Annotated in this window: 17 protein-coding genes; 8 read left to right on the top strand and 9 right to left on the bottom strand. The window is 58.0% G+C overall.

Annotation, left to right across the window (positions count from 1 at the left end):
* The first annotated feature begins 31 nt into the window (after positions 1-31).
* On the top strand, positions 32-1,435 hold the full coding sequence (locus FH08_RS0110715; RefSeq protein WP_031358315.1) for a replication initiation protein: 1,404 nt from the start codon (positions 32-34) through the stop codon (positions 1,433-1,435).
* 1,196 nt (positions 1,436-2,631) lie between these two features.
* On the opposite strand, the gene FH08_RS0110705 is transcribed toward FH08_RS0110715, so the two are convergent.
* On the bottom strand, positions 2,632-3,405 hold the full coding sequence (locus FH08_RS0110705; RefSeq protein ID WP_051888110.1) for an alpha/beta fold hydrolase: 774 nt from the start codon (positions 3,403-3,405) through the stop codon (positions 2,632-2,634).
* A 425-nt stretch (positions 3,406-3,830) separates the two neighbouring features.
* On the opposite strand from FH08_RS0110705, the gene FH08_RS0110700 reads away from it, so the two are divergent.
* From FH08_RS0110700 to FH08_RS0110685, 4 genes are all read left to right on the top strand, one after another.
* Positions 3,831-4,193 (top strand): hypothetical protein, encoded by a 363-nt coding sequence (locus tag FH08_RS0110700; RefSeq protein ID WP_031358312.1) that lies wholly within the window; start codon positions 3,831-3,833, stop codon positions 4,191-4,193.
* 7 nt (positions 4,194-4,200) lie between these two features.
* Entirely contained in the window at positions 4,201-4,470 is a 270-nt protein-coding gene (locus tag FH08_RS0110695) for a DUF1488 family protein (protein ID WP_051888109.1), read from the top strand.
* An 11-nt stretch (positions 4,471-4,481) separates the two neighbouring features.
* Positions 4,482-4,736, top strand: a complete 255-nt coding sequence (locus FH08_RS0110690) for a hypothetical protein (protein WP_031358310.1) — start codon at positions 4,482-4,484, stop codon at positions 4,734-4,736.
* 142 nt (positions 4,737-4,878) lie between these two features.
* The gene (locus tag FH08_RS0110685; protein WP_051888108.1) at positions 4,879-5,343 is read left to right on the top strand and encodes a hypothetical protein; all 465 of its coding nucleotides are present in this window, start codon (positions 4,879-4,881) and stop codon (positions 5,341-5,343) included.
* Between the two features lie 957 nt (positions 5,344-6,300).
* On the opposite strand, the gene FH08_RS0110680 is transcribed toward FH08_RS0110685, so the two are convergent.
* From FH08_RS0110680 to FH08_RS0110665, 4 genes are all read right to left on the bottom strand, one after another.
* Complete coding sequence (locus FH08_RS0110680) at positions 6,301-7,350, bottom strand: GGDEF domain-containing protein (RefSeq protein WP_235210329.1); 1,050 nt, start codon at positions 7,348-7,350, stop codon at positions 6,301-6,303.
* A 1,147-nt stretch (positions 7,351-8,497) separates the two neighbouring features.
* Positions 8,498-10,411: an AAA family ATPase gene (locus FH08_RS0110675; protein WP_035565828.1), complete on the bottom strand. Its 1,914-nt coding sequence runs from the start codon at positions 10,409-10,411 to the stop codon at positions 8,498-8,500.
* Between the two features lie 65 nt (positions 10,412-10,476).
* Complete coding sequence (locus tag FH08_RS0110670; protein ID WP_031358306.1) at positions 10,477-10,839, bottom strand: hypothetical protein; 363 nt, start codon at positions 10,837-10,839, stop codon at positions 10,477-10,479.
* 665 nt (positions 10,840-11,504) lie between these two features.
* The gene (locus tag FH08_RS0110665) at positions 11,505-11,888 is read right to left on the bottom strand and encodes a hypothetical protein (protein ID WP_031358305.1); all 384 of its coding nucleotides are present in this window, start codon (positions 11,886-11,888) and stop codon (positions 11,505-11,507) included.
* A 602-nt stretch (positions 11,889-12,490) separates the two neighbouring features.
* Between FH08_RS0110665 and FH08_RS0110660 the strand changes: the two genes are divergently transcribed.
* Entirely contained in the window at positions 12,491-12,694 is a 204-nt protein-coding gene (locus FH08_RS0110660) for a cold-shock protein (RefSeq protein ID WP_031358304.1), read from the top strand.
* Positions 12,695-12,845: 151 nt separating this feature from the next.
* Here FH08_RS0110660 and FH08_RS0110655 read toward each other — a convergent pair whose 3' ends face one another.
* The 4 genes from FH08_RS0110655 to FH08_RS0110645 all read right to left on the bottom strand — a co-directional run bounded on the left by FH08_RS0110655 (position 12,846) and on the right by FH08_RS0110645 (position 16,390).
* A complete protein-coding gene (locus tag FH08_RS0110655) occupies positions 12,846-14,093 on the bottom strand; it encodes a D-arabinono-1,4-lactone oxidase (protein ID WP_031358303.1) in 1,248 nt (415 codons plus the stop codon).
* Positions 14,094-14,685: 592 nt separating this feature from the next.
* A complete protein-coding gene (locus FH08_RS49420; protein WP_051888107.1) occupies positions 14,686-15,093 on the bottom strand; it encodes a hypothetical protein in 408 nt (135 codons plus the stop codon).
* 279 nt (positions 15,094-15,372) lie between these two features.
* A complete protein-coding gene (locus tag FH08_RS51780; protein WP_419177992.1) occupies positions 15,373-15,516 on the bottom strand; it encodes a hypothetical protein in 144 nt (47 codons plus the stop codon).
* Between the two features lie 586 nt (positions 15,517-16,102).
* Positions 16,103-16,390 carry a helix-turn-helix domain-containing protein gene (locus tag FH08_RS0110645; RefSeq protein ID WP_031358302.1) on the bottom strand — a complete coding sequence of 96 codons (288 nt, stop codon included), beginning with the start codon at positions 16,388-16,390 and terminating at the stop codon, positions 16,103-16,105.
* A 331-nt stretch (positions 16,391-16,721) separates the two neighbouring features.
* On the opposite strand from FH08_RS0110645, the gene FH08_RS0110640 reads away from it, so the two are divergent.
* Complete coding sequence (locus FH08_RS0110640) at positions 16,722-17,174, top strand: hypothetical protein (protein ID WP_031358301.1); 453 nt, start codon at positions 16,722-16,724, stop codon at positions 17,172-17,174.
* A gap of 93 nt (positions 17,175-17,267) precedes the next feature.
* Positions 17,268-18,053 (top strand): metallophosphoesterase, encoded by a 786-nt coding sequence (locus tag FH08_RS0110635; RefSeq protein ID WP_031358300.1) that lies wholly within the window; start codon positions 17,268-17,270, stop codon positions 18,051-18,053.
* The last annotated feature ends 92 nt before the right edge of the window (positions 18,054-18,145 follow it).

Here is an 18,145-nt window from a genome sequence, read left to right as displayed (position 1 = left end):
CAAACAATTCAAACGATCAGCTGATGAGCTTATGGCGGCGGACAATCCTGAAGCAGGCAAGTCGAGGGTGACACCTCGCCAGATGGCGCTCGCGCTGTTCGAGGACCTCTTCGACCTAGGCATGCCCATCAGTGAGGCCACCCGTGAAATCGGCTACCAGCGGAACAACTTCTTCACCCAAATCGTCAACATGGGCCTGCCGGCGCGGCGATTTCTTGACGCCGCGTATTTCATCGTCGCACAGGAACAAGAAGCACGAGATCAGTACGACGTTGAACTGAACTACTTCAAGTGGCTGATGCGCTATGACAGCCGCAATCTCAAGCACCTGCGCACAATCGCAGAGGAAGCGCAGGACGCGAAAATCCAGGTGACGGATACGCCGCTCGACCGCGACCCCAATGAAGACGACCTATGGGTCTCGGTCCAACTGCTGGGGATGGTGGGGTTCCACAGAGGGCGGGTCCGATTCGACGTGCATCCGAGATTAGTTCCGCACATCCGTGACCCAAAAAAGTCACACTGGCTGAGCCTGCGCATTTCGACGGCTTTTACGCGCAGCCTGGCGCGCGCGATTTATGATCAGATATTGCCGAGTGTCCCCGATGGCCGAACGGAATGGATACCGCTTGAAGACATGCGAAATTGGCCCGGGAAGATGGGCGCAAACGCGGCCATCTTCAAATACTTCAAACGCGACTGGCTTGAGCCGGCAGTGCGTGAAATCAATGAGGTATCGGACATCGATCTGACTTATGAAACTAGGACCGAGTCCAGCACATCGAAAAAAATCGACCGGATAAGGTTTCTGCTCAAGCGCAAGGATACCGCCGACGCTGTTTTGGCCAGCTTGGCTGACGCCAGCCACCTGTACAAGATCCTCAAGGATGAATTCAACTTGTCGACCCAACAGTTCACCGAGATTTCCGAGAACCGTGAGGTCTGGACCGATACACACATTCAGCAAGCTGTCGAATACACTCGATTCAAGATTGATCGCGGACAGGTGAAAAGGAGTCCAGCTGGCTACTTGATGAGAGCTCTCCGCGATAACTGGAAAATGTCCGAAGCCGAACGGACGATGGTCGACGTTCAGGCCAAGCTGCTTAGCAACGAAACAGAAGCAGAGGTCGCAAAGAATGAAACCCGGAGTTCGGTCGCACGCACCATGGCGTCGCGTGAGGAAGAAGTCCGTGCACGCATGAATGAAGAATCGCTCAAAGGACGTGAACACTTCAATTCTGCGGACTTAAAAACCCGTAAAGATTTGGTGCGCTCATGGATCACGTCGAGCCAAGGCAAGCTCATGCTCCGCCGTATGAAACTTGAGGCCTCAACAGTTACGGAGGAGGACATCCTCGCGAACGCAGACCTAGTTTGGTACCTGGGACAATTTGTGTTCGGGCGCATGAATTCGTCTCGTACATCGCCCTGATGTGCCTGTAGAGCCCTGAGCTTCGCGGCGAGAGGGGCAAGCGTGGGGCGGCGCAATGGTTAAGTCCGGTGCAGCGACATTCATCTTGGCCGGACATGCTGCTTGACGTTATCCACAAGCGATACGAAGGACGGAAATACTGCGAAATGCGGGCGGTGCAGCGTATCTGGCTCGACCGCTACTCTTGGGGTTCGTGCACGAAAGTTATATTTATCTCCGTGAGCAACGGGCCGCACCTGATCTGGCACGCAAACCGATCCAGCTCGTGCAATGCCGCACGAGCCCAGGTAGCGTCGATGGAGAACCTCATCGACCGTTACACCATGTTGCGGCCAACCGTATCGTCGCGCTCAAAGCAGTGGCCCTCAGGCTTGTCAGATGGAAGAGAGGCGACATACCTTGCGCTATATCAGGATGCACATCTTTCATTCGACGGTGGGCCATCGATCTACATCCGACCAAATGCGGTTTCATTAGTTGATACAGGTAACGAAAAATCGAAGATCGCCAGGAGGCAATCGTGAGCTACGCAGAGGAAAGAAAAACAGAGGAGGGGATGTTCGCGGGCTCCCCGCGGGCGAGGTCGACCTCGAAAGCCCGATGCAGCGCCATATCGACAACGCAAACGAGATCGCCTATTTTCCGTACGGTAAGGGAAAGTATGTTCGCGCCACTTGTCATTCACGTGCATCGCATGAATGACCGGTTGGCAGCTCTCGAAAAGGAGGTGGAGAGTCTTCGTCGGGATCGCAATGCGGCGCGTGCCCAGGCACATCGACCCAAGAGGGACGCGTTGATGGCGGCACAGCGACTTGCGCGCGCCGAAGCAAAACTCAATCGAAGAGGGCATTCGCACCGAAACGATCAGAATCGGCCGCTGTTCGAGGTCATGCTAAGGTTGTTCGCATTGGCTTGAAAGCGAATGTCGCCGAACGATCAGCTCGGGATTAATGCCCCCGATGTTCGGCAGGATCGAATCGTTCACGCCCCGAAATTTCTGAAATTCAGCTGAACAGATTGGCTTTGCGCTCAGAGCCGAGCTTATACAATCGCCAGCGTGTGTTGTGCAAGAAGCGGATTGGATGGTCTGCGAATCTTGGCGAGCGCAAGCGCAACACTGAAGAGGGGCCGGCCCTCATTTGATCTGGAGTCGTAGTGCCTCGCACACACATTTTCTGATTCCGAAAGGCCAGTTGCTAAACTGTGCTTCCGGTGCCGGCTCCTAGGCCTTGCTCAACGACAGCGTGTATTACTTTGGCGAATTCGTCGGGTGCTTCGACGCACGACGTATGGCCCGTTTCAAGCACCACAAGTCTCGAGCCCGGAATGCCGTCGCTCAGGCTTTCTGCATGGGACAAAGTGCGAGCCGGGTCACGATTTCCATGGACCACTGCGGTGGGAAGGGATGATAGTTCGCTGAGCATGCTTGTAAGATCAGTCTGTTGCAAGCTGCGCAGGCTCTGGACGGTCGCTTCAGCGGTAATGCGGCGTGGATACGTCATAAACGAGTCCACAAGCTCGGCGGGGCAGGCGCTTCCAAGCGAGCGTTCGGTCATGGCTTTCCACAGCGGTGGCCCCCATGTCTGAAGGACGCGCTCGATGACTGATTCGACATCGCCATGCCCCTTTGTATTGGCTCCACTATTGCTCAGCACGAGACCAACCGCGTTGCTATTTGTCGAGCGTAAATCGATCGCAGCGGCGAGCGCCGCGATAGGTGTACCTACCGAATGCCCTATCAACACGGTTGGTCCAAGCTCTCTTAGTAAAATCGCTACACGCGCTGCAACCGAGTGAAGGTCGTGCGGGCCCGCACCCTCGAGCCAGCCCACACCAATCGCGCGAAGTTTAACGATTCTTGTGACGGGCGCGATGGCGTTTGGCGGAATGAGGGCGCCCGGCAAGAAGACGAGGGTAGGTCGGTTTTTGGGTCCATGACTGAGATGGAACGTGGCTAAAGCCTGCGTCATTTATCTACGTCTGTTTTATTATTCAATGGGAGCGGAGCATCACTTTTACAATGCGTGTTCTGGCGGTTCCGCGACTTCCAAAATGATACGCTAAACGCTTTTTTGAAGCGCTGCGGTTGCCGCGCGGGCGATCGACGCTTCAGGCGTCGGGTCGCGCAATTGAAACAGTCATTCGCTACTTTTGATTCGACAAGTTGGTACCCGTATGAACGAACTTGCCCGCTGTCGTTCCAGCGGCGGTAGCGCCGAGTCACGGGCTTGGCGCTATATGCAGCACTTCTGATCCGACGAATCGTCGTAGGATGTTGAGCCGCGCAGTCTATAAAAAAGCCGCTGCGATGCAACGCATTAGTGGTCGCTCCCCAGCCGAATAAACGCTAGATCTTGGGTAGTGTCTTCCAGGGTTTTATTGTAAAAGTGGATGTATGAAAATTCGTGAAATGAACCTCTTGCCCGACGCGTGCGCTGACCTGCTGTGCTATCTCGTCGCCACGACGGCGGCGACCTACGCGCTGACCAGTGACTGGCGAGTGGACCTCTCGGTGATCTCCTGCCGCTCGTGGCTTTCGCGCAACCGGCTGAGTCTGCCGTGGCTTGATCGAGTTCGCCTTGGGCGGTTAGCGCTGCAAATTACGAGGCATGATCTGCGCGGCGAAGGCATTGCGTTGATCCAAGCAGACGTTCAGGGTCTCTTCAAGGGCGACATGAAAGTGAACCCGGCCAGTACGATCGTTCAACGGATGCTTCAGGTATGTCACCATGCGTTAGAGGATCATCGGTTCGCATGAGGTGGCAATGAACACAACCAATTCGACTGAAGCTGTTGTCATTGAGGGCGGACTCTCGGTCGCCTTCGAACTCATCGCTGCCGGTCGCGTCGTGAAATGCACGGTTTCGCGCGAATCGCTGCAACACTACTTTTGGCTTCAGCCTGGTGCGGACGATGCACGCGTCCTCAGGATTTTCAATGACGGACGCCAGCGAATCGTTGCCGTCGCTGAACGCAAGGCGCGTCGACTCACGGCCGATTCTATCCAGCTAGAGGCGGCCGACTTTAGGCGGTAGGCGAGACGGTGATGCGCGGCAATGCAATCCACAATGCAAACATGAAAGCTGGGAATTCAAATCCTCGCGAAGCAGCGGCGATGGCAAGAGTGGCCGAGGCCGCCCGCGAAGTGCAAGCCGCGTCTGCTGCGATAGAGGCGCGCCTCACCGCCGTAGGAGAGCGACAAGCTTCCGCGCTGGAGCTTGCACGTCTAACGGCCGCAGTCCAGGAGCTCGAAGATGCCCGGTTAGCCTTGGCTCTTGTCATCGACGACGGCAATAGGTGAGGGCGAAGAAGAGCATCTGTTGTCTGCCGAGGCAGGTATGCGAAACGAGTGTTGTCGCGGGCGTTAGAATGGGTTGGAAAATTCTCCGTCGGATTTCCCCGGGGGAGACCCTGCATCGCATTGATTAACAGCTAGGAGAGACGTGGATATTTTCTATCACTGGAGAGACTTCGCGCTCGATATGAAGGAGGGTCGCATCGGTACGCTCGGGTCTGACGGAGCCCTGCTTGAACAACTGAGGGAACGCCTTCCTCGCAAGGTATGGACGTTTGTGACCCCGAAGGGGAAGAAAGATCGGCTACGACTCATCGGCTCGTTTTTAATCACTGAGTCGAAGCCTGTCTCGTTCGTACCCAAGTGGAAGTACAACCTGTTCTACGATGCCGCGTCGCCCCGATCTGTCCTCTATACCGACTCGGACAGCCCTGAAAAAATTGATGAGGTGAGCGCCTATTTCAATCGCCGATTCAACGCGACGGGCAAATCTAATTTACATGGGGAGAAGGGCTTGCGGGAAATGGAAGCGGATGTCGTCCGCAGTTTCGAAAAACTAGTGCAAGACTACGCGACACTCCAGTTCATGGATGGATTGCCCGGGATGCGCTAAACCGCGGGAGAGAAACGTGAAGCGCACCCATCTTGACTGCGCCGGTGCGCGTTGAAAAGTTCACGTGCTCATGTGCGCGGCAACGTCAAACGGTGTGCCTAGAAACTAAAATAATGGGTCGCTTGCGACATATGCAACTAACCGTCCGGCCCATTCGCGTCCAGGAAGTCGAACTCACCCCGGGCCGATCACGGAGCCGGTAGCCTAAAATCGCGCGAGTTGAATCAAACGCAGTTATCCACGCAATACCCGGCGCTCCGCCTTATTATTAGTTGGCAGATGGTTCCCTCTGTCGCCACCATCGCATCAGATCTTTGTTACGGATGCATCCAAGTGCAATGGTGATACCGGCGCTTATCGCCATTGCAATGGCTCTGATTTGATCGGCGACTCCCTGTCTTTGGCACAGGAGTATGTCAACATGGAAAGGTTGTCCATCGCATCAGAGTCCTAAAAGGGGTGTGAGCAGAATCCGAATCGGCATTCCCTTTCCTGGGGTTGGATGCAGTTAAAAGAACTCCAAGAAAGGCAGCGTAGTACCGTCCTCGAGTAGCCCGCGTGTTCACCTCGCAAAGAGCCTCGGCTGATGTGGGGGAGAAGAAAGCGGCAGCCTGATAAAACCGAGCTCTGCCATGCCATAGTGATCTCGAAAATGCCCGCGTGATTCACGAGCATTGCCATTGCTACACAGCCCTCGGGAAATTCGGCGGTATGGTGGAAAACAAGGAACTGTCCGCGCTTGACGCGGAAGATCAGCGACAAACATTTCGTGGGTCGCGCTTAGATTTGAACCAGTCAAGACACCGAGCAACGGATTGCCTGACCAAGCAGGGGTACTCCCTACTCTTGGTCTTGCAGTACCAAGTTACCGCGGCATTGCGGCGGAAAGCACCGGGCCATTGCGCAAGCGTTTTCTAGATCGCTATGATTGATCGTTGGCTCGGTAGAGGGAGACACTTAGCTCTTCCCGAAATGATTCTCGTCGCTGAAAACCGTGCGCCCCGCGCCGAGCGTTTTCGCCCGGTACATGGCGCGGTCCGCAGTGCCCAACAGCGCTGCAATATCCGTGGGGGCGGATACCATGCAGGCACCGATACTTGCCGACACGTTCACCGTGTGACCTTGTATCGATGTCATGTCGGCGAGCGCCGAATGAACGGCGCCAGCAATCGCGAGTACGGCGTTTTTGTCTTGTATATCGCGAGCAAGCACAACGAATTCATCGCCGCCCAGTCGGGCGACGGTATCGACCTTGCGCATGCGTGATTCGAGCAGGCCTGCGAATGTCTGAAGCAGCACGTCACCCACAGCATGACCATAGCTATCGTTGACCACTTTAAAGCCGTCGAGGTCGATCAACATGAGCGCAGATGTCGGAGAAGTCGATGTTGCCAGGATGGCTTGTTCGAGCCTTTCGTACAACGCGAAGCGGTTACATAGGCCCGTAAGAGGATCGGTACCGGCCTGGTGGGTGAGTTGTTCGATGACACGGCCGAGGCGCTCGCCCAGCAAACCCAAGTAAAACGAAGTCGCCATTACGCTGAGCGCGAGTCCCAATGCTACTGGTCGGTTCTCGATCCACCAAGGACTCAGCAGAGCCAGAAAGAGTATTCCGCTGACGGCGGAGGCACAGGATAGTGTCAGCGTCGATTTGCCGAAACGGCATCCCGAGTCGATCAGAAACCAAAACACTACCCACATCATTGGGAGGGAAAGTGGCGCGGCGGCAAGCAGCCATATAACCAGCGCCTGGTCGAGGAGCGTAGTAACGGCGAGTCGAGCACGCAACGACCGGCTTACCAGGTCAACAGCCAGCCAGCTGGCGGCGCCATAGACTACGTAGAGCAGCACCACGAGAAACGCATCAATGTTTGGCTCTGGTCGAATCGTCCCTGCGCACATTGGCCAGATGACGAGGACAACGGTGCCCAACATCACGCGTCTGGTTGCCTGTTCCCTCTCCAACTCGCGATACGAACGGCGGCCAAATTGAAACGGTCCATGCACGTGCTCGCTCGTTTGATGAGCGCCGAACATCCTTGATTTTATCTTCGAGATTCTCATAGATCCTTGCTCTTCTCTATTGCGACACTGGACGGCACGGATGCGCTGTGCGCAGCCGCACGGAATCCCGATGTGGCCAACCTCTACAGAGCGCGGGCGCCTGCGGTTGGGCATCCAGTAAAGATTGTGCGGCCAGCGGTTGATTTAATTCTGCGATGGCAAGCGTTCGTTGCAAGTCGGCCGCGCGCTGCCAGCGTTCCGGTAACCATCAACCAAAGCGTTCCAGCCTGACGTGGCAAGTCGCAGAGGCGGCAAAACAATTTGGCGCTTATTGTTTGGTCCGAGTCTGTGTGGCTCAACTACATCAGTCACGTTCCCGTAAATCGGGTATGCGCGCATTCGACTTAAAGAGGCAGGTTGACAATGTGCACAAGGTCTTGCGGCGCGAAACCACACGGCACGACGATCAATGCTGTGATGCTCGGGGCGAGATCAGCTTGAGTATTGGTAAGCTCGAACGCGACCGATACTGACCGTAGTCGCCTTCCATATGTGACACAAGAGTGGTCGCACCTTAGTTCGTGCGGTTGACCGGCAATGATCGCGAGGGCACTGTCGCATGCAATCGTGCGAAGAGAAACACGAGATTGTTATATCGCGGGCACGGGCACGGGCACGGTCTTCGGGCTGGGTCCATCAACCACGCAACGTGCTGGCATTCCAGTTTGATGCGAGCTGGAATGCATTGGTGAGATGTCGATGGAGCACCGGCGGCGATTAATAATTCAAACCAATCCAACCGCGATGAGACGAGTGCGGCTCGGGCTTCGCACCGCGCGTTTCGGCACCCTGCTAGCCCGGCGCAACAGGAACCTCGACGATATTCCGAGTCATTGTCCGGCGAGCCATGCGTGATGTACGACGAAGTAACGCGCATTCTCCGATCACGTCGTGGTATCGGCAAGCACTGAGCAGATCGCTAATCGCTCGGGTCACTGTGCTGATTGCCGACGCCGCTGTCTCCGGCGAATTGACTGTCCATTCCACCACTAACCCCAGCATCAATTGCCGTGATTCGAGTGACTGCTCGTCCGGAAGTAGCTCGTACTCCGGATTAGGCCTGGACGAGCAAGAGAATACCCAGGCATGGCTAATCATCATTGAGCGTACTACGCAACGCAGAACGCATATCGACCATGGTGATAGTCCTGGTACCTTCACGCAAATGCCTGAGCGCCGCACTATCTATCACACGCTGTAGCACAGAGTCTGCGTCAGCTATCGTGCGTCCAAGAAGTTCCGACACGAGGTATTCCGTTGTATGGCGCGAAACCCCAAATGCGCAGCCTGCGAGCGACCGGAGTTTCGTGCGTACATACGTCGCGAGCGCCTCATCGCTTGGAACATCAAAGCGAATTTTTTGCTCGAACCTGCCGCCTCGAATCGCGGCGCTGTCGAGTGAGTCCGGGTGATTCGTCGCGGCGATGTACAGCACGTCCCGCACGCGACCATCAACGCCGTCGATGGTGGTGAGGATCTTGTTAGTCGCAGCGCTCACACCTGACATACGTCGGTCGCAAAGCACGTCATCTGCCTCGTCGATGAACACGATAACCGGTCTAAGATTATTCGCATTCCGAATAAACTTGTCCCATGATGATGGATTGGAGAGCAGTTCCGCTCCTGTCGTTTTCAGAAATGCGTAACCGCTGGCTGCCGCGAGAGACATAGCGGCTTGCGTCTTGCCTGTACCTGGTGGCCCGTAAAAGAGCAGGCCCCGTGGCAGGTCTCCACCCAGCTTTTCGAGGTTGAAAACGTGCTGAAGTTTGAACGCAAGATCGCGCAGATCTTGACGAGATGCGTCCGGCATGATGATTTCCTCGATCGTCTTGACCTTCTCCGGCATGTGCCCCTTCGATCCCTGGATGAGACGCATGGCCCGCATCGCGATATCGAACGAAACGACCCCACTGAATGCGCCCCCTTGCCGCATGTCGGCGAGCTGAGGTCCAAAGGCCATCAGACGCGCCGCACTGAACCCCTCCCAGCGAGCCGCGAGACTTTTGAGCGTCGGTACGCTGAGGGCGTTGGGTCCGAGCGCGTTGAAGACGGTACGGGAAAGCAGCGCTTCACGTGCCGGTGCGTCAGGCGGTGGCACCTCGATCTTGAAGTCGAAACGACCTTCGCGCACAGCGGCCCCGTCGAGCCAGTCGAGATCGTTGGTGGCCGCGACCAGGATAATGCGGGTGCCACGCAGGCGAACGATCTCGGTGAGCATCGTGTTCGTCAGATCGCGATCCATGTGGTGAGAATCGGTGCGTGATTTGATAAAACCATCGATTTCATCAATCAGGAAAACAGCCTGGCCCAACCGTGTGGCCTGCGCAAAGGCCGCCTTCACGCGCTCCGGCGTTTCATTGACCCACTTTGAGGCGATGTCCTGGTAGGAGATCGAGAAGAAGGGGATTCGCAACTCGCCGGCGAGTGCTTCAGCAAACATCGTTTTACCGTTGCCAGGTTCGCCGGAGAGCAGGATGCCATTTCTCGCCTGCGCGGGGTTGGTGAGGATTGCACGCGCCGCATTGAGCAGCCGGCCCTTTGTGTCAGCCATGCCGGTGATAGCGTCAAAGGCGAACCGGGCACGCAGTACGCGGTCGTCCAGAGAGTACGCCCGCTGAGGCGTCTCTTGGCCGGGTGCGTTTTGCGCCCCTGAGCGTGGGGCGGGCTGTTGTACGGGGCGCTGGGTGGGTTGTCTAGTCTTGCGGTATCCATGCTGGGCACGCAATGCCAGCCACAATAAGATTCCGACGCCGAGCAGAGCGGCACACAGCACAGAATACTGACCAATCGCAAGCGCCAGCATGGCAACGGTCCCGGTCATCATCAGCCATCGGGCCGCGCGAACAAAATGGTGAAGTACGAGCGCCAGGCCCGCGCAGACCAACATCGCGAGCAGCCAGTACCTGTCATGGAGGTGAAGAACCGACCTGATGCCGGCACCCGCGAGGGTGCCGGTCAGGATCGGAGGGAGCAGGCGGGCAGTGAATACGATGGCATCCTTCATGGTGATTCTCCGTGCAGGCAAGGGGCAATGGCAAAGGGATGGAGGTGTTGATACAAGCGGCACGCTTAGCGATATCGGGGCATGATCTCGTCCTCGATCATTTGATACAGGTCGTCGCGGATGAGCTGAGCGAGTTGCTCGCGTTCGAAGAGGGCGACGGTGAGCAGTAGGGCCGTGAACGCAATGGTGCCGCCCTTGATCATGTCGATTGCCCCGAGGGCAATCCCCCGCGCCAGTGCTGGGTAGGTTTCCTGTAGGCCAGCGAGCCCCAGCACGATTCCAAGGCACGAAGTACAGGCCATGAAAACCGGGGTGAAGAACACCAATGTGGCGACGGTGTTGCAAAACGCCCTGACGAGACGGGGAAGGCACGCGTGGTCCGGGTGGATGAAGGAAAACAGTGGCGTTTGCTGTTGATCGTTGAACATCTGGAACTCCGTTAGTCAGTGAACTGGATCTGTCGGTCCCGTCGCGACGGCTCGTCATGACGGGACCGACAGATCCAGGTTCCCGTGATCCCGCGGGAAAGCAAGTTGATGTGGATCAGCGAAGCACGATGAGCGGGCGCCCTCGTCTCGGGAGCCACAGACTCGGCCCCGGGCGCCGACGGCGCGTACGTTTGCGCATCGGCCGGGTCGTGCGACGCTGGTTTTGCCGCAGCAAGCGCCGCGAGTGTGCAATGGGTCGCCTAAGGTCGGCGCTCAGGCGTCGGTACCAAGTTGCAATCGCTTCGGGCGGGATGCTTGCGTCGATGTAGCCAGTGACGCCCAAGTCGGTCACTACCTTGATAACCTCGCAAACATTGGCTGCAGTAAAGCGTGTGGTTTTCATCTAGGATCTCCGTGCTTGTAGCTTTTACGTTTCACTTGCCGATATGGCGCCGTACCCACCGTGCGACGACGATGAGAGGCGTGCATATATCGACGAGGCATAATTGGCATTCCTCAATGAAGACATGCCAGAGGTTCTTTTGGGGGTTGCCCATGGGGGTGTCCTTGTATAAGTTGGGTCACTGGAGCAAACAGCTTTTGGGAACGGAAGGCCGCTTACGGATGCGTTATGGAGGCGACGTCCGAACCTGCTGGTGTAGGAGCTAGCGTGGCGGGATGCCGCGGCGCTGTTCTTCCCGCAAAGCCCGCAAGTCCTGAGGCATCCGCGAAAGATCGGCACCTGCACCGACGAACGTGCATTCACGGCGACCGGTCGTGATTCCTTTGTTTTCGCTGGGCGTGCAGTCGACGCCTGGTATCACGGCATCTGTTGTATTCAGCATGGTCAATTCGGCGACCTCTGCAAGTTGGTCCGCTGCGAGGAGCCTATGCCCTGGCGTCACGATGCTCATCGGTCCAACACCGTCTTCCGTCGGATCGGAATGAGCGAAACGACGTGAAGTTGTGTGCTCGGATTCGGCGACGGTACCGACCGACGCGACCGCGATCTCTGCCAGAATGGATTCCTTAGAATCTTTGTTGCACATTGAGTCACCCCATCTGGTTATGGTTGTTCATCAGCCGGACAGAACCTAGGGATGCCATCCGACAGCCTTCCGTGCGCATGCTGCTGCGCGAGGACAATCCAGAGTCACATGAAGTTCCGAGGATGCAAGTCAGGGTGCCTTTGCTTCAAATGGTCGTGAACGTCCATACGTTGGCTATCCGTTAGAGGTCGTGATGTTGTCGTGCCGTTCTCACACAGCGCTGATCGGCGACACGGTGACGACCGGCGCTAGGGCAATCGATCGCGTTAGGTGTGGCCGCTGAATCGGCTGGTGGATGCGTTCCGGAGGAGGTCGAACGGTTATCACACTTACGACCAACAAGGAACCGGTGTACTCGGAAGAAGCAAACGCACGTCGCCTTGGCATAGGGGTTGGCGCATTCACACCGGAGCGGCTGAGATACGGCGGGAGCATCTAGTTCTGCCGGTTGTCGCACGCGCAGCGATTGATTTCGTCGATGGCTAGAATGGGAGGACGCAATGTGTGAAAGTCTGGGCAACGTGGTGGACCCCTGATGCCGGCGCAGAAGTCTAGTTGGCTCGCGCGCCTTTACGACTAACCCGATTCAAAGGATTCCGAGAATGGCAACAGGGCCTGTGAAGTGGTTTAACGATGCGAAGGGATTTGGATTCATCACGCCGGATGCCGGCGGCGAAGACTTGTTCGCGCATTTTTCTGAGATTCAAGGCAGCGGCTTTAAATCGCTGCAGGAAAATCAGAAGGTATCGTTTGAAGTAACGCAAGGCGCGAAGGGTAAGCAAGCCTCGAAAATCACACCGCTGTAACGCGTTGCAGCACCCTTGATTGCATGAAGAATGGCCCGCAGATGCGGGCCATTCGTTGTTTGACAACTGTCATCGAACCAACAGCGCACAACTGTGTGCGCGCCGATATCATTTTGAACCAATGGTCAGGATTGGATTGACTAAGAGCCGCTCAGCTAAACAGTGTCCTGAGATGGTCATTCAGGAAAAACCCTTCAGGGTCAACGCTTCGCCGTAGCTCCCGGAATGCGGCGGCCTTTGGAAACAGCCGGTCGACATCGTCTCGGTTCGTGAAATGCAATTTCCCCCAGTGCGGCCGCGAGCCGTAGCGTCGGAGTATGTCGTCGACATCGCGAAGGAACGGCCAGTAGTCGACGCCGTTCGGGCCGCCAGAGCAGGAGATAGTGACGCTGTCCTGTTCGTAGAAGGGACTTATCCAGGCGAGGTCAGCGGCAGTGAAGCGATACTCGACTGGGAAGATGCAGTCCGTGTGCTTTGTAAGCATAAGCTCCCGGATTTCACGAAGTGCCTGCTTCCCGTATGAGGCCGGCACCGCATATTCGAGTTCGTGGAAATTGGGCACATACTCGATGGGGTAGACTTCGGAGCTGTAGGCGATTTTTTCGAAGGGTGACTCAGACGGCTGCGTTTCGGACGTTATATCCATAACTTTGACTTCGCAAACGTCATAGTCTTTCGCGGAATTTGACGCCTGAGATGTGTCCGGAAGACAGTAGAGATGCCGACTCTCGGACTTCGGGCACCAGAAAAAACTGAAATGCCGATGCCTGACTGCCAACTCATCATGCATTTCCATGCATGCATCGAAATCCTCCCGCCAAATGCGCTCGTGCAAGTTGTAGGAGTCCATGACCTGCAGCGTAATTTGTGACACTACGCCGAATAGACCAAGATTGACCTGCGTCGCGTGCAACAAGTCAGCATCGGTTTTGTCGCTCACCTCGAGAATGCTGCCATTGGGACGAACGATGCGCATACCAACCACTTGGGACGAGAGATTGCCGAGCGTTGTTCCCGTTCCGTGAGTACCGGTCGCCAGCGCTCCCGCGATTGCTTGCGAGTCGATATCGCCTTGGTTACTCAGCGAGAATCCGGCTTGCTTCAGGTGCTGAGTAATCGCGTTGATTTTCGTGCCGGCGGCGACGGTCACCCGGTTCGCCCCCCGGTCGACGTGCAGAACACCCTGGTAATCCTTGAGCGACAGCAGCATTCCACTTGTCGCCACGATGGGCGTGAATGAGTGTCCCGACCCGGCGCATCGTACGCCAAGCCCCTGACCCGTTGCTTCTTTCATCAGCGCCGCGAGTTCCTCTTCCGAGCTGGGCGCGGCCATGTGCCTCGCAACGAATGACTGGTTTCCGACCCAGTTGCGCCAATGTCCCCCACGTGGAATTTCCATTCCCAGTTCTCCCAAAAAAAAGCTGCTGCTTTGCAGCGAGTGCTCGATGCGATTAGTCGACCACCGTCTTCATTTTAGTCATGGTGACGATTCCCTATAATCCGACGAGCCGGAACGAGGACTCGCGGTGACGGCAAGATTCTCCGATCTCAGGCGTATAGGCGACGATGCCCAGTGCTTTCGCCGCGTTCGCCAAACCATGTGCGGTCTCGGGCGGGAACGCATCTTCTGCCTAGATCAGTTGTTCAGGTACGAGCATTTGCTTTTCTCATGAGCGCCTGTTCGCTATCGACAATTTTAGCGAGTAGCTGGACGGCAGATACGGCCGACAAGCGACTGCCGATCTGTCAAATTTCGCTTACGTTAGGCTACGCCATTTGACTCTTACCTTGGGTGCGCGTCGCAAAACTCCCCTCCACAAACGTACGCGTCTGCGCCAGATCGGTCTTCGCATACACCGCCGTCGTCTGCACCCAGGCGTGCCCGAGCAACTGCTGCGCGACCGGCAGCGGCGCCGCATTATCAACGACCAGCGTGCGCGCGTAGCCGTGTCAGAGCCAGTGCGTTGATGCCGCACGCAGCACCGCCAGCGTCACGCCGTCAGCGGGTGCAACGAGGGTTTCCGCCGCACGAAGACTGCCTTGACTTCGTCGTAAAGGCCGCTGTGACCGAGCGCGCCGCTGTATGACCGGCAGCCGTTCGAACGGAGCGGGGGCCCGTGGCAGTCGGCGCGTAGCGGCGGCACGCAGACGGTGGGCAGCGGAATCGCCCGCCGCTTATTCCCCTTTCCGCGCACATGCAGGGTCCAGTTGCCCTCAGCATCGACATCCAGCCGCTGTAAGCCGGTGGAGTCGGACCCCACCAGTTCCGCAAGCCCCACGCCACCGTAGCGGTACAGCGACCAGATCGCGCAACAACGTGTCCAGACGGGCGGGGTGGGACCCGCAGGGGCGGCACCCGCGACGACCGTATCGCACAGCGCGATCACACGAGCCGGCATGATGCGGGTCGGTGTCCAGGCCGAGCGGGCGGCGCCGCCCGCGGACAGGTCGGCGACCGGATTCGCAATCAGGTAGACGGTCTTGAGCCACTAGCAGAACAGGCTCGAGACCACCGCCAGTGCACGCGATGCCACCGCGGCGCCTCTCTTCGCCGATGGCAGGACCGTGCTCGGGCTGGCGTTTCGAGGGTGCGGCGGTAGAGGAGCAGGTCGTGGCGCGTGAGATCGGACCGGGGCCCGAGCCGCTCCCGCTCGCACCAGGCGATCAGGCGTTGCAGATCACCCAGGTTTGCGCACCGAGACGACCTTGCGAAAACGCGCACTCGTGGGCGGCGCGTGCTCGGCATCCATCTCCGCCTCGGCGAGCATCGCGAGCACGGTAGTGCGGATCTGGTCGGCGGAGACGGCGGCAGGGCGGGGCATGGCGGACCTCCAGCGGCGGCACGCCAGCACACCTTCGGCGAAAGCGAGGAGGGCCGGGCGCAGGCGGGACATTCCAGTCTAGAACACGCACGGGTCTAACGCCAGACAAGCGTTTTTGCACCGAAAACGGAAAGCATTGCGGTGATAAACCTGATTATCGCGGCAAACCACGGTGGCCCCGCTACGGGCACAGCGAGGCCATGGGAGGCCTGCCCGAGCGCTCGGCCTCATCCCGTCCTACCCGGGGCGTAGGGCGGCCCCGTCAGGCGTCAGGCAGAGGGCGAGGTGGGTAGAGCGGCGTGTGCAACCAGAGGTGACGCCCATCCCGCCGCCTGCTCAATTTCTATTGACGTGAGGCGTGCGGTCTGCGCGGCTGGCGGCATCGCGTTCCTGTGGCGGGCGGCCATCCGGTGCTCGGGCGCATCACTGCCTCGCGTGGGGATGATTGAGCGCTGGAATCTCCCCAACGGGGCGATAGTGAATGGCACGCTCCCCAGAAGGGAGGGCTGCCGCGCGGCCGTCAAGCTGGCGCAGCGTATGCCATGCCCGGCTTCGTCCGTCGCCCGGTGGCCTCTATCGGTGGCATCTATTTCGCGCTCAGGATGTCCAGTAGTTGCGCGCACACAGCGGCGGTGGTCCGTTCGACTTCTTTGGGCGTGAGCTTGTCGATATACGCGAGCGTGAGCAGCGCAAGCGGATGGACGCCCAGCACGTGCGCCAACTGGTCGATCTTCCCCAACGTGGGCGATTTCAGTCCTCGCTCAACCGTGCTGATGTAAGTCCGGCTGGACACCAGTTCGAAATCCTCCTGCGTCAGGTTGGCGGCCTGTCGAAGCAGCTGTAATGCCTTGCCGATCTTGGCTTCGGAGCGCATGCAAGTCCTCTCGATAAAGAACTTGATGAACTCATTGCGACCACTAAAGGGCTACAATCTATAGTGTTCATTTGATATGATTCGAGGCGAATTTTCGTCACAAGACTGAAAGTGCGTGGATGTTTTGAGTCTGCTGCGTACGAATCGGTGGGACCGCGCAAGGCGGTCAACAAAACGGCTCCCCACACACGCCAAGTGCGCGTTGTTATTCGTGGCGAGTACTGACGGGGCTGAGGCGCGGTCCGGCCGTCCACGGCGCGCTCGCGTGGACGCAATGGGCTTGGTCCGACGGCACGTGGCCGCGAGATTGGAATCACCTTAAGGAAAATGCATGTTAGTGACAGACCCAAGCTGGGCCGAGTCCCACCCGGTGCGGCGCTCGCTCGCCGGACCTTATCAGGCGTGGCGCTGTGTGGGATGGACGGACGAGGTGCTGAACTTCCTGATCGTCGCATCGCGGAGCATGCGCGATCGCGACCAACTGCCGGACGGATGGCTCGTCGGTGGCCCTGAGGCGCTTCTCGAAGCGACTTCGGAACTGGACTCTGGCACGTTCGCGGTCTTTGTGCTGGAGCGCGCGCGGGATGCCGCAAAGATCGATCTCTGTCAGGTGACGGGCATCTGGCGGGAGCGGGCGGGCGTTATGCCGACCTACTGGTACGGCACGACCGCAGGCACGCTGAAGCCCTGTTCGGGCGCATGGCGTCGCCCCGAGGCGCCGCCAGAACTGGTCCGCGAGCTAACTCTGGATGAGTGCACTGTTTCCCCGCAGGTGAACCGGTAGCTGGAACAGTAGGCCGCCTTTGCCACTGCAGCTGTGCAATCGCGTTAAACCACAACTGCCGCGCCATCCGCCGGCAAAGCCATCAAGAGCAGCATGCGCATCCAGATCGCTTCAGACCTTCATCTTGAATCGCTGCGGCGACGCTTTGTCAACTACCGCGCGCTCGACGTGACAGATGCCGACGTGCTGGTGCTCGCCGGTGACATTGCCGCAGGGTCCGACGCGGTCGACATTTTCGCCGATTGGCCAGTACCGGTGATTTATGTGCACGGCAACCATGAGGCCTACGGGTCCGTGTACGGGGAACTGACTCGGGCTATCCGGGCTCGGGCGGCGGGCACGCAGGTTCGCTATCTCGATCGCAATGAACTGATCATGGGCGACGTGCGTTTCCTCGGCTGTTGTCTGTGGACCGACTATGCGCTCTACGGCACGCGTGAGCGCAGCATGCTGATGGCGCGTCGCTTTATGCACGATCACACCGTGATCCGGGCAGAGGAGGGCGAATGGTTCATGCCGGAGCATGCGCTCGCCGAGCACGAAAAATCCTTCGCCTGGCTCCAGGAACAACTCGTGACGCCGTTCGATGGCCGCACCGTTGTCGTCACCCACCATGGCGTGGCGCCGGCCTCAGTTCACCCGCGGTACCGCGATGATCCGGTGAACGCCGGGTTCGTGAGCGATCTGCGTCACATCCTTGATCTGGCCGATCTCTGGATTCACGGTCATGTCCACGACTCGTTTGACTACGCAGTAGGTGCTACGCGGGTGATCGCCAATCCACGCGGTTATGCGAAGAATCTCAATATGGCCGGCGCGCCTGTCGATCTGAAATGGGAGAACCCCGCTTTTGATCCGGCGCTGGTGGTCGAGGTTTAATACGCTGACGATCAGGACGACAGTGTCCGTAAAGGCACGCGTGACGGCATGTCGGGGCGCAGTCCGTTTGCCCAGTTGTCGGTTGCGCGCCT

It is taken from the genome of Caballeronia sordidicola (assembly GCF_000729995.1).
GTDB classification, from domain to species: domain Bacteria; phylum Pseudomonadota; class Gammaproteobacteria; order Burkholderiales; family Burkholderiaceae; genus Caballeronia; species Caballeronia sordidicola_A.
Note: the sequence above shows the minus strand (reverse complement) of the source record. Positions and strands in the feature narration are given on the sequence as shown.

What these genes read in the sequence shown, in the direction of transcription:
- FH08_RS0110640 (WP_031358301.1), top strand. Translation starts at nt 16,722, where the DNA reads ATGTTAGTGACAGACCCAAGCTGGGCCGAGTCCCACCCGGTGCGGCGC.
- FH08_RS0110665 (WP_031358305.1), bottom strand. Translation starts at nt 11,888, where the DNA reads ATGTGCAACAAAGATTCTAAGGAATCCATTCTGGCAGAGATCGCGGTC.
- FH08_RS51780 (WP_419177992.1), bottom strand. Translation starts at nt 15,516, where the DNA reads ATGCCCCGCCCTGCCGCCGTCTCCGCCGACCAGATCCGCACTACCGTG.
- FH08_RS0110660 (WP_031358304.1), top strand. Translation starts at nt 12,491, where the DNA reads ATGGCAACAGGGCCTGTGAAGTGGTTTAACGATGCGAAGGGATTTGGA.
- FH08_RS0110690 (WP_031358310.1), top strand. Translation starts at nt 4,482, where the DNA reads ATGCGCGGCAATGCAATCCACAATGCAAACATGAAAGCTGGGAATTCA.
- FH08_RS0110645 (WP_031358302.1), bottom strand. Translation starts at nt 16,390, where the DNA reads ATGCGCTCCGAAGCCAAGATCGGCAAGGCATTACAGCTGCTTCGACAG.
- FH08_RS0110675 (WP_035565828.1), bottom strand. Translation starts at nt 10,411, where the DNA reads ATGAAGGATGCCATCGTATTCACTGCCCGCCTGCTCCCTCCGATCCTG.
- FH08_RS49420 (WP_051888107.1), bottom strand. Translation starts at nt 15,093, where the DNA reads ATGCCGGCTCGTGTGATCGCGCTGTGCGATACGGTCGTCGCGGGTGCC.
- FH08_RS0110715 (WP_031358315.1), top strand. Translation starts at nt 32, where the DNA reads ATGGCGGCGGACAATCCTGAAGCAGGCAAGTCGAGGGTGACACCTCGC.
- FH08_RS0110655 (WP_031358303.1), bottom strand. Translation starts at nt 14,093, where the DNA reads ATGGAAATTCCACGTGGGGGACATTGGCGCAACTGGGTCGGAAACCAG.
- FH08_RS0110705 (WP_051888110.1), bottom strand. Translation starts at nt 3,405, where the DNA reads ATGACGCAGGCTTTAGCCACGTTCCATCTCAGTCATGGACCCAAAAAC.
- FH08_RS0110695 (WP_051888109.1), top strand. Translation starts at nt 4,201, where the DNA reads ATGAACACAACCAATTCGACTGAAGCTGTTGTCATTGAGGGCGGACTC.
- FH08_RS0110670 (WP_031358306.1), bottom strand. Translation starts at nt 10,839, where the DNA reads ATGTTCAACGATCAACAGCAAACGCCACTGTTTTCCTTCATCCACCCG.
- FH08_RS0110700 (WP_031358312.1), top strand. Translation starts at nt 3,831, where the DNA reads ATGAAAATTCGTGAAATGAACCTCTTGCCCGACGCGTGCGCTGACCTG.
- FH08_RS0110635 (WP_031358300.1), top strand. Translation starts at nt 17,268, where the DNA reads ATGCGCATCCAGATCGCTTCAGACCTTCATCTTGAATCGCTGCGGCGA.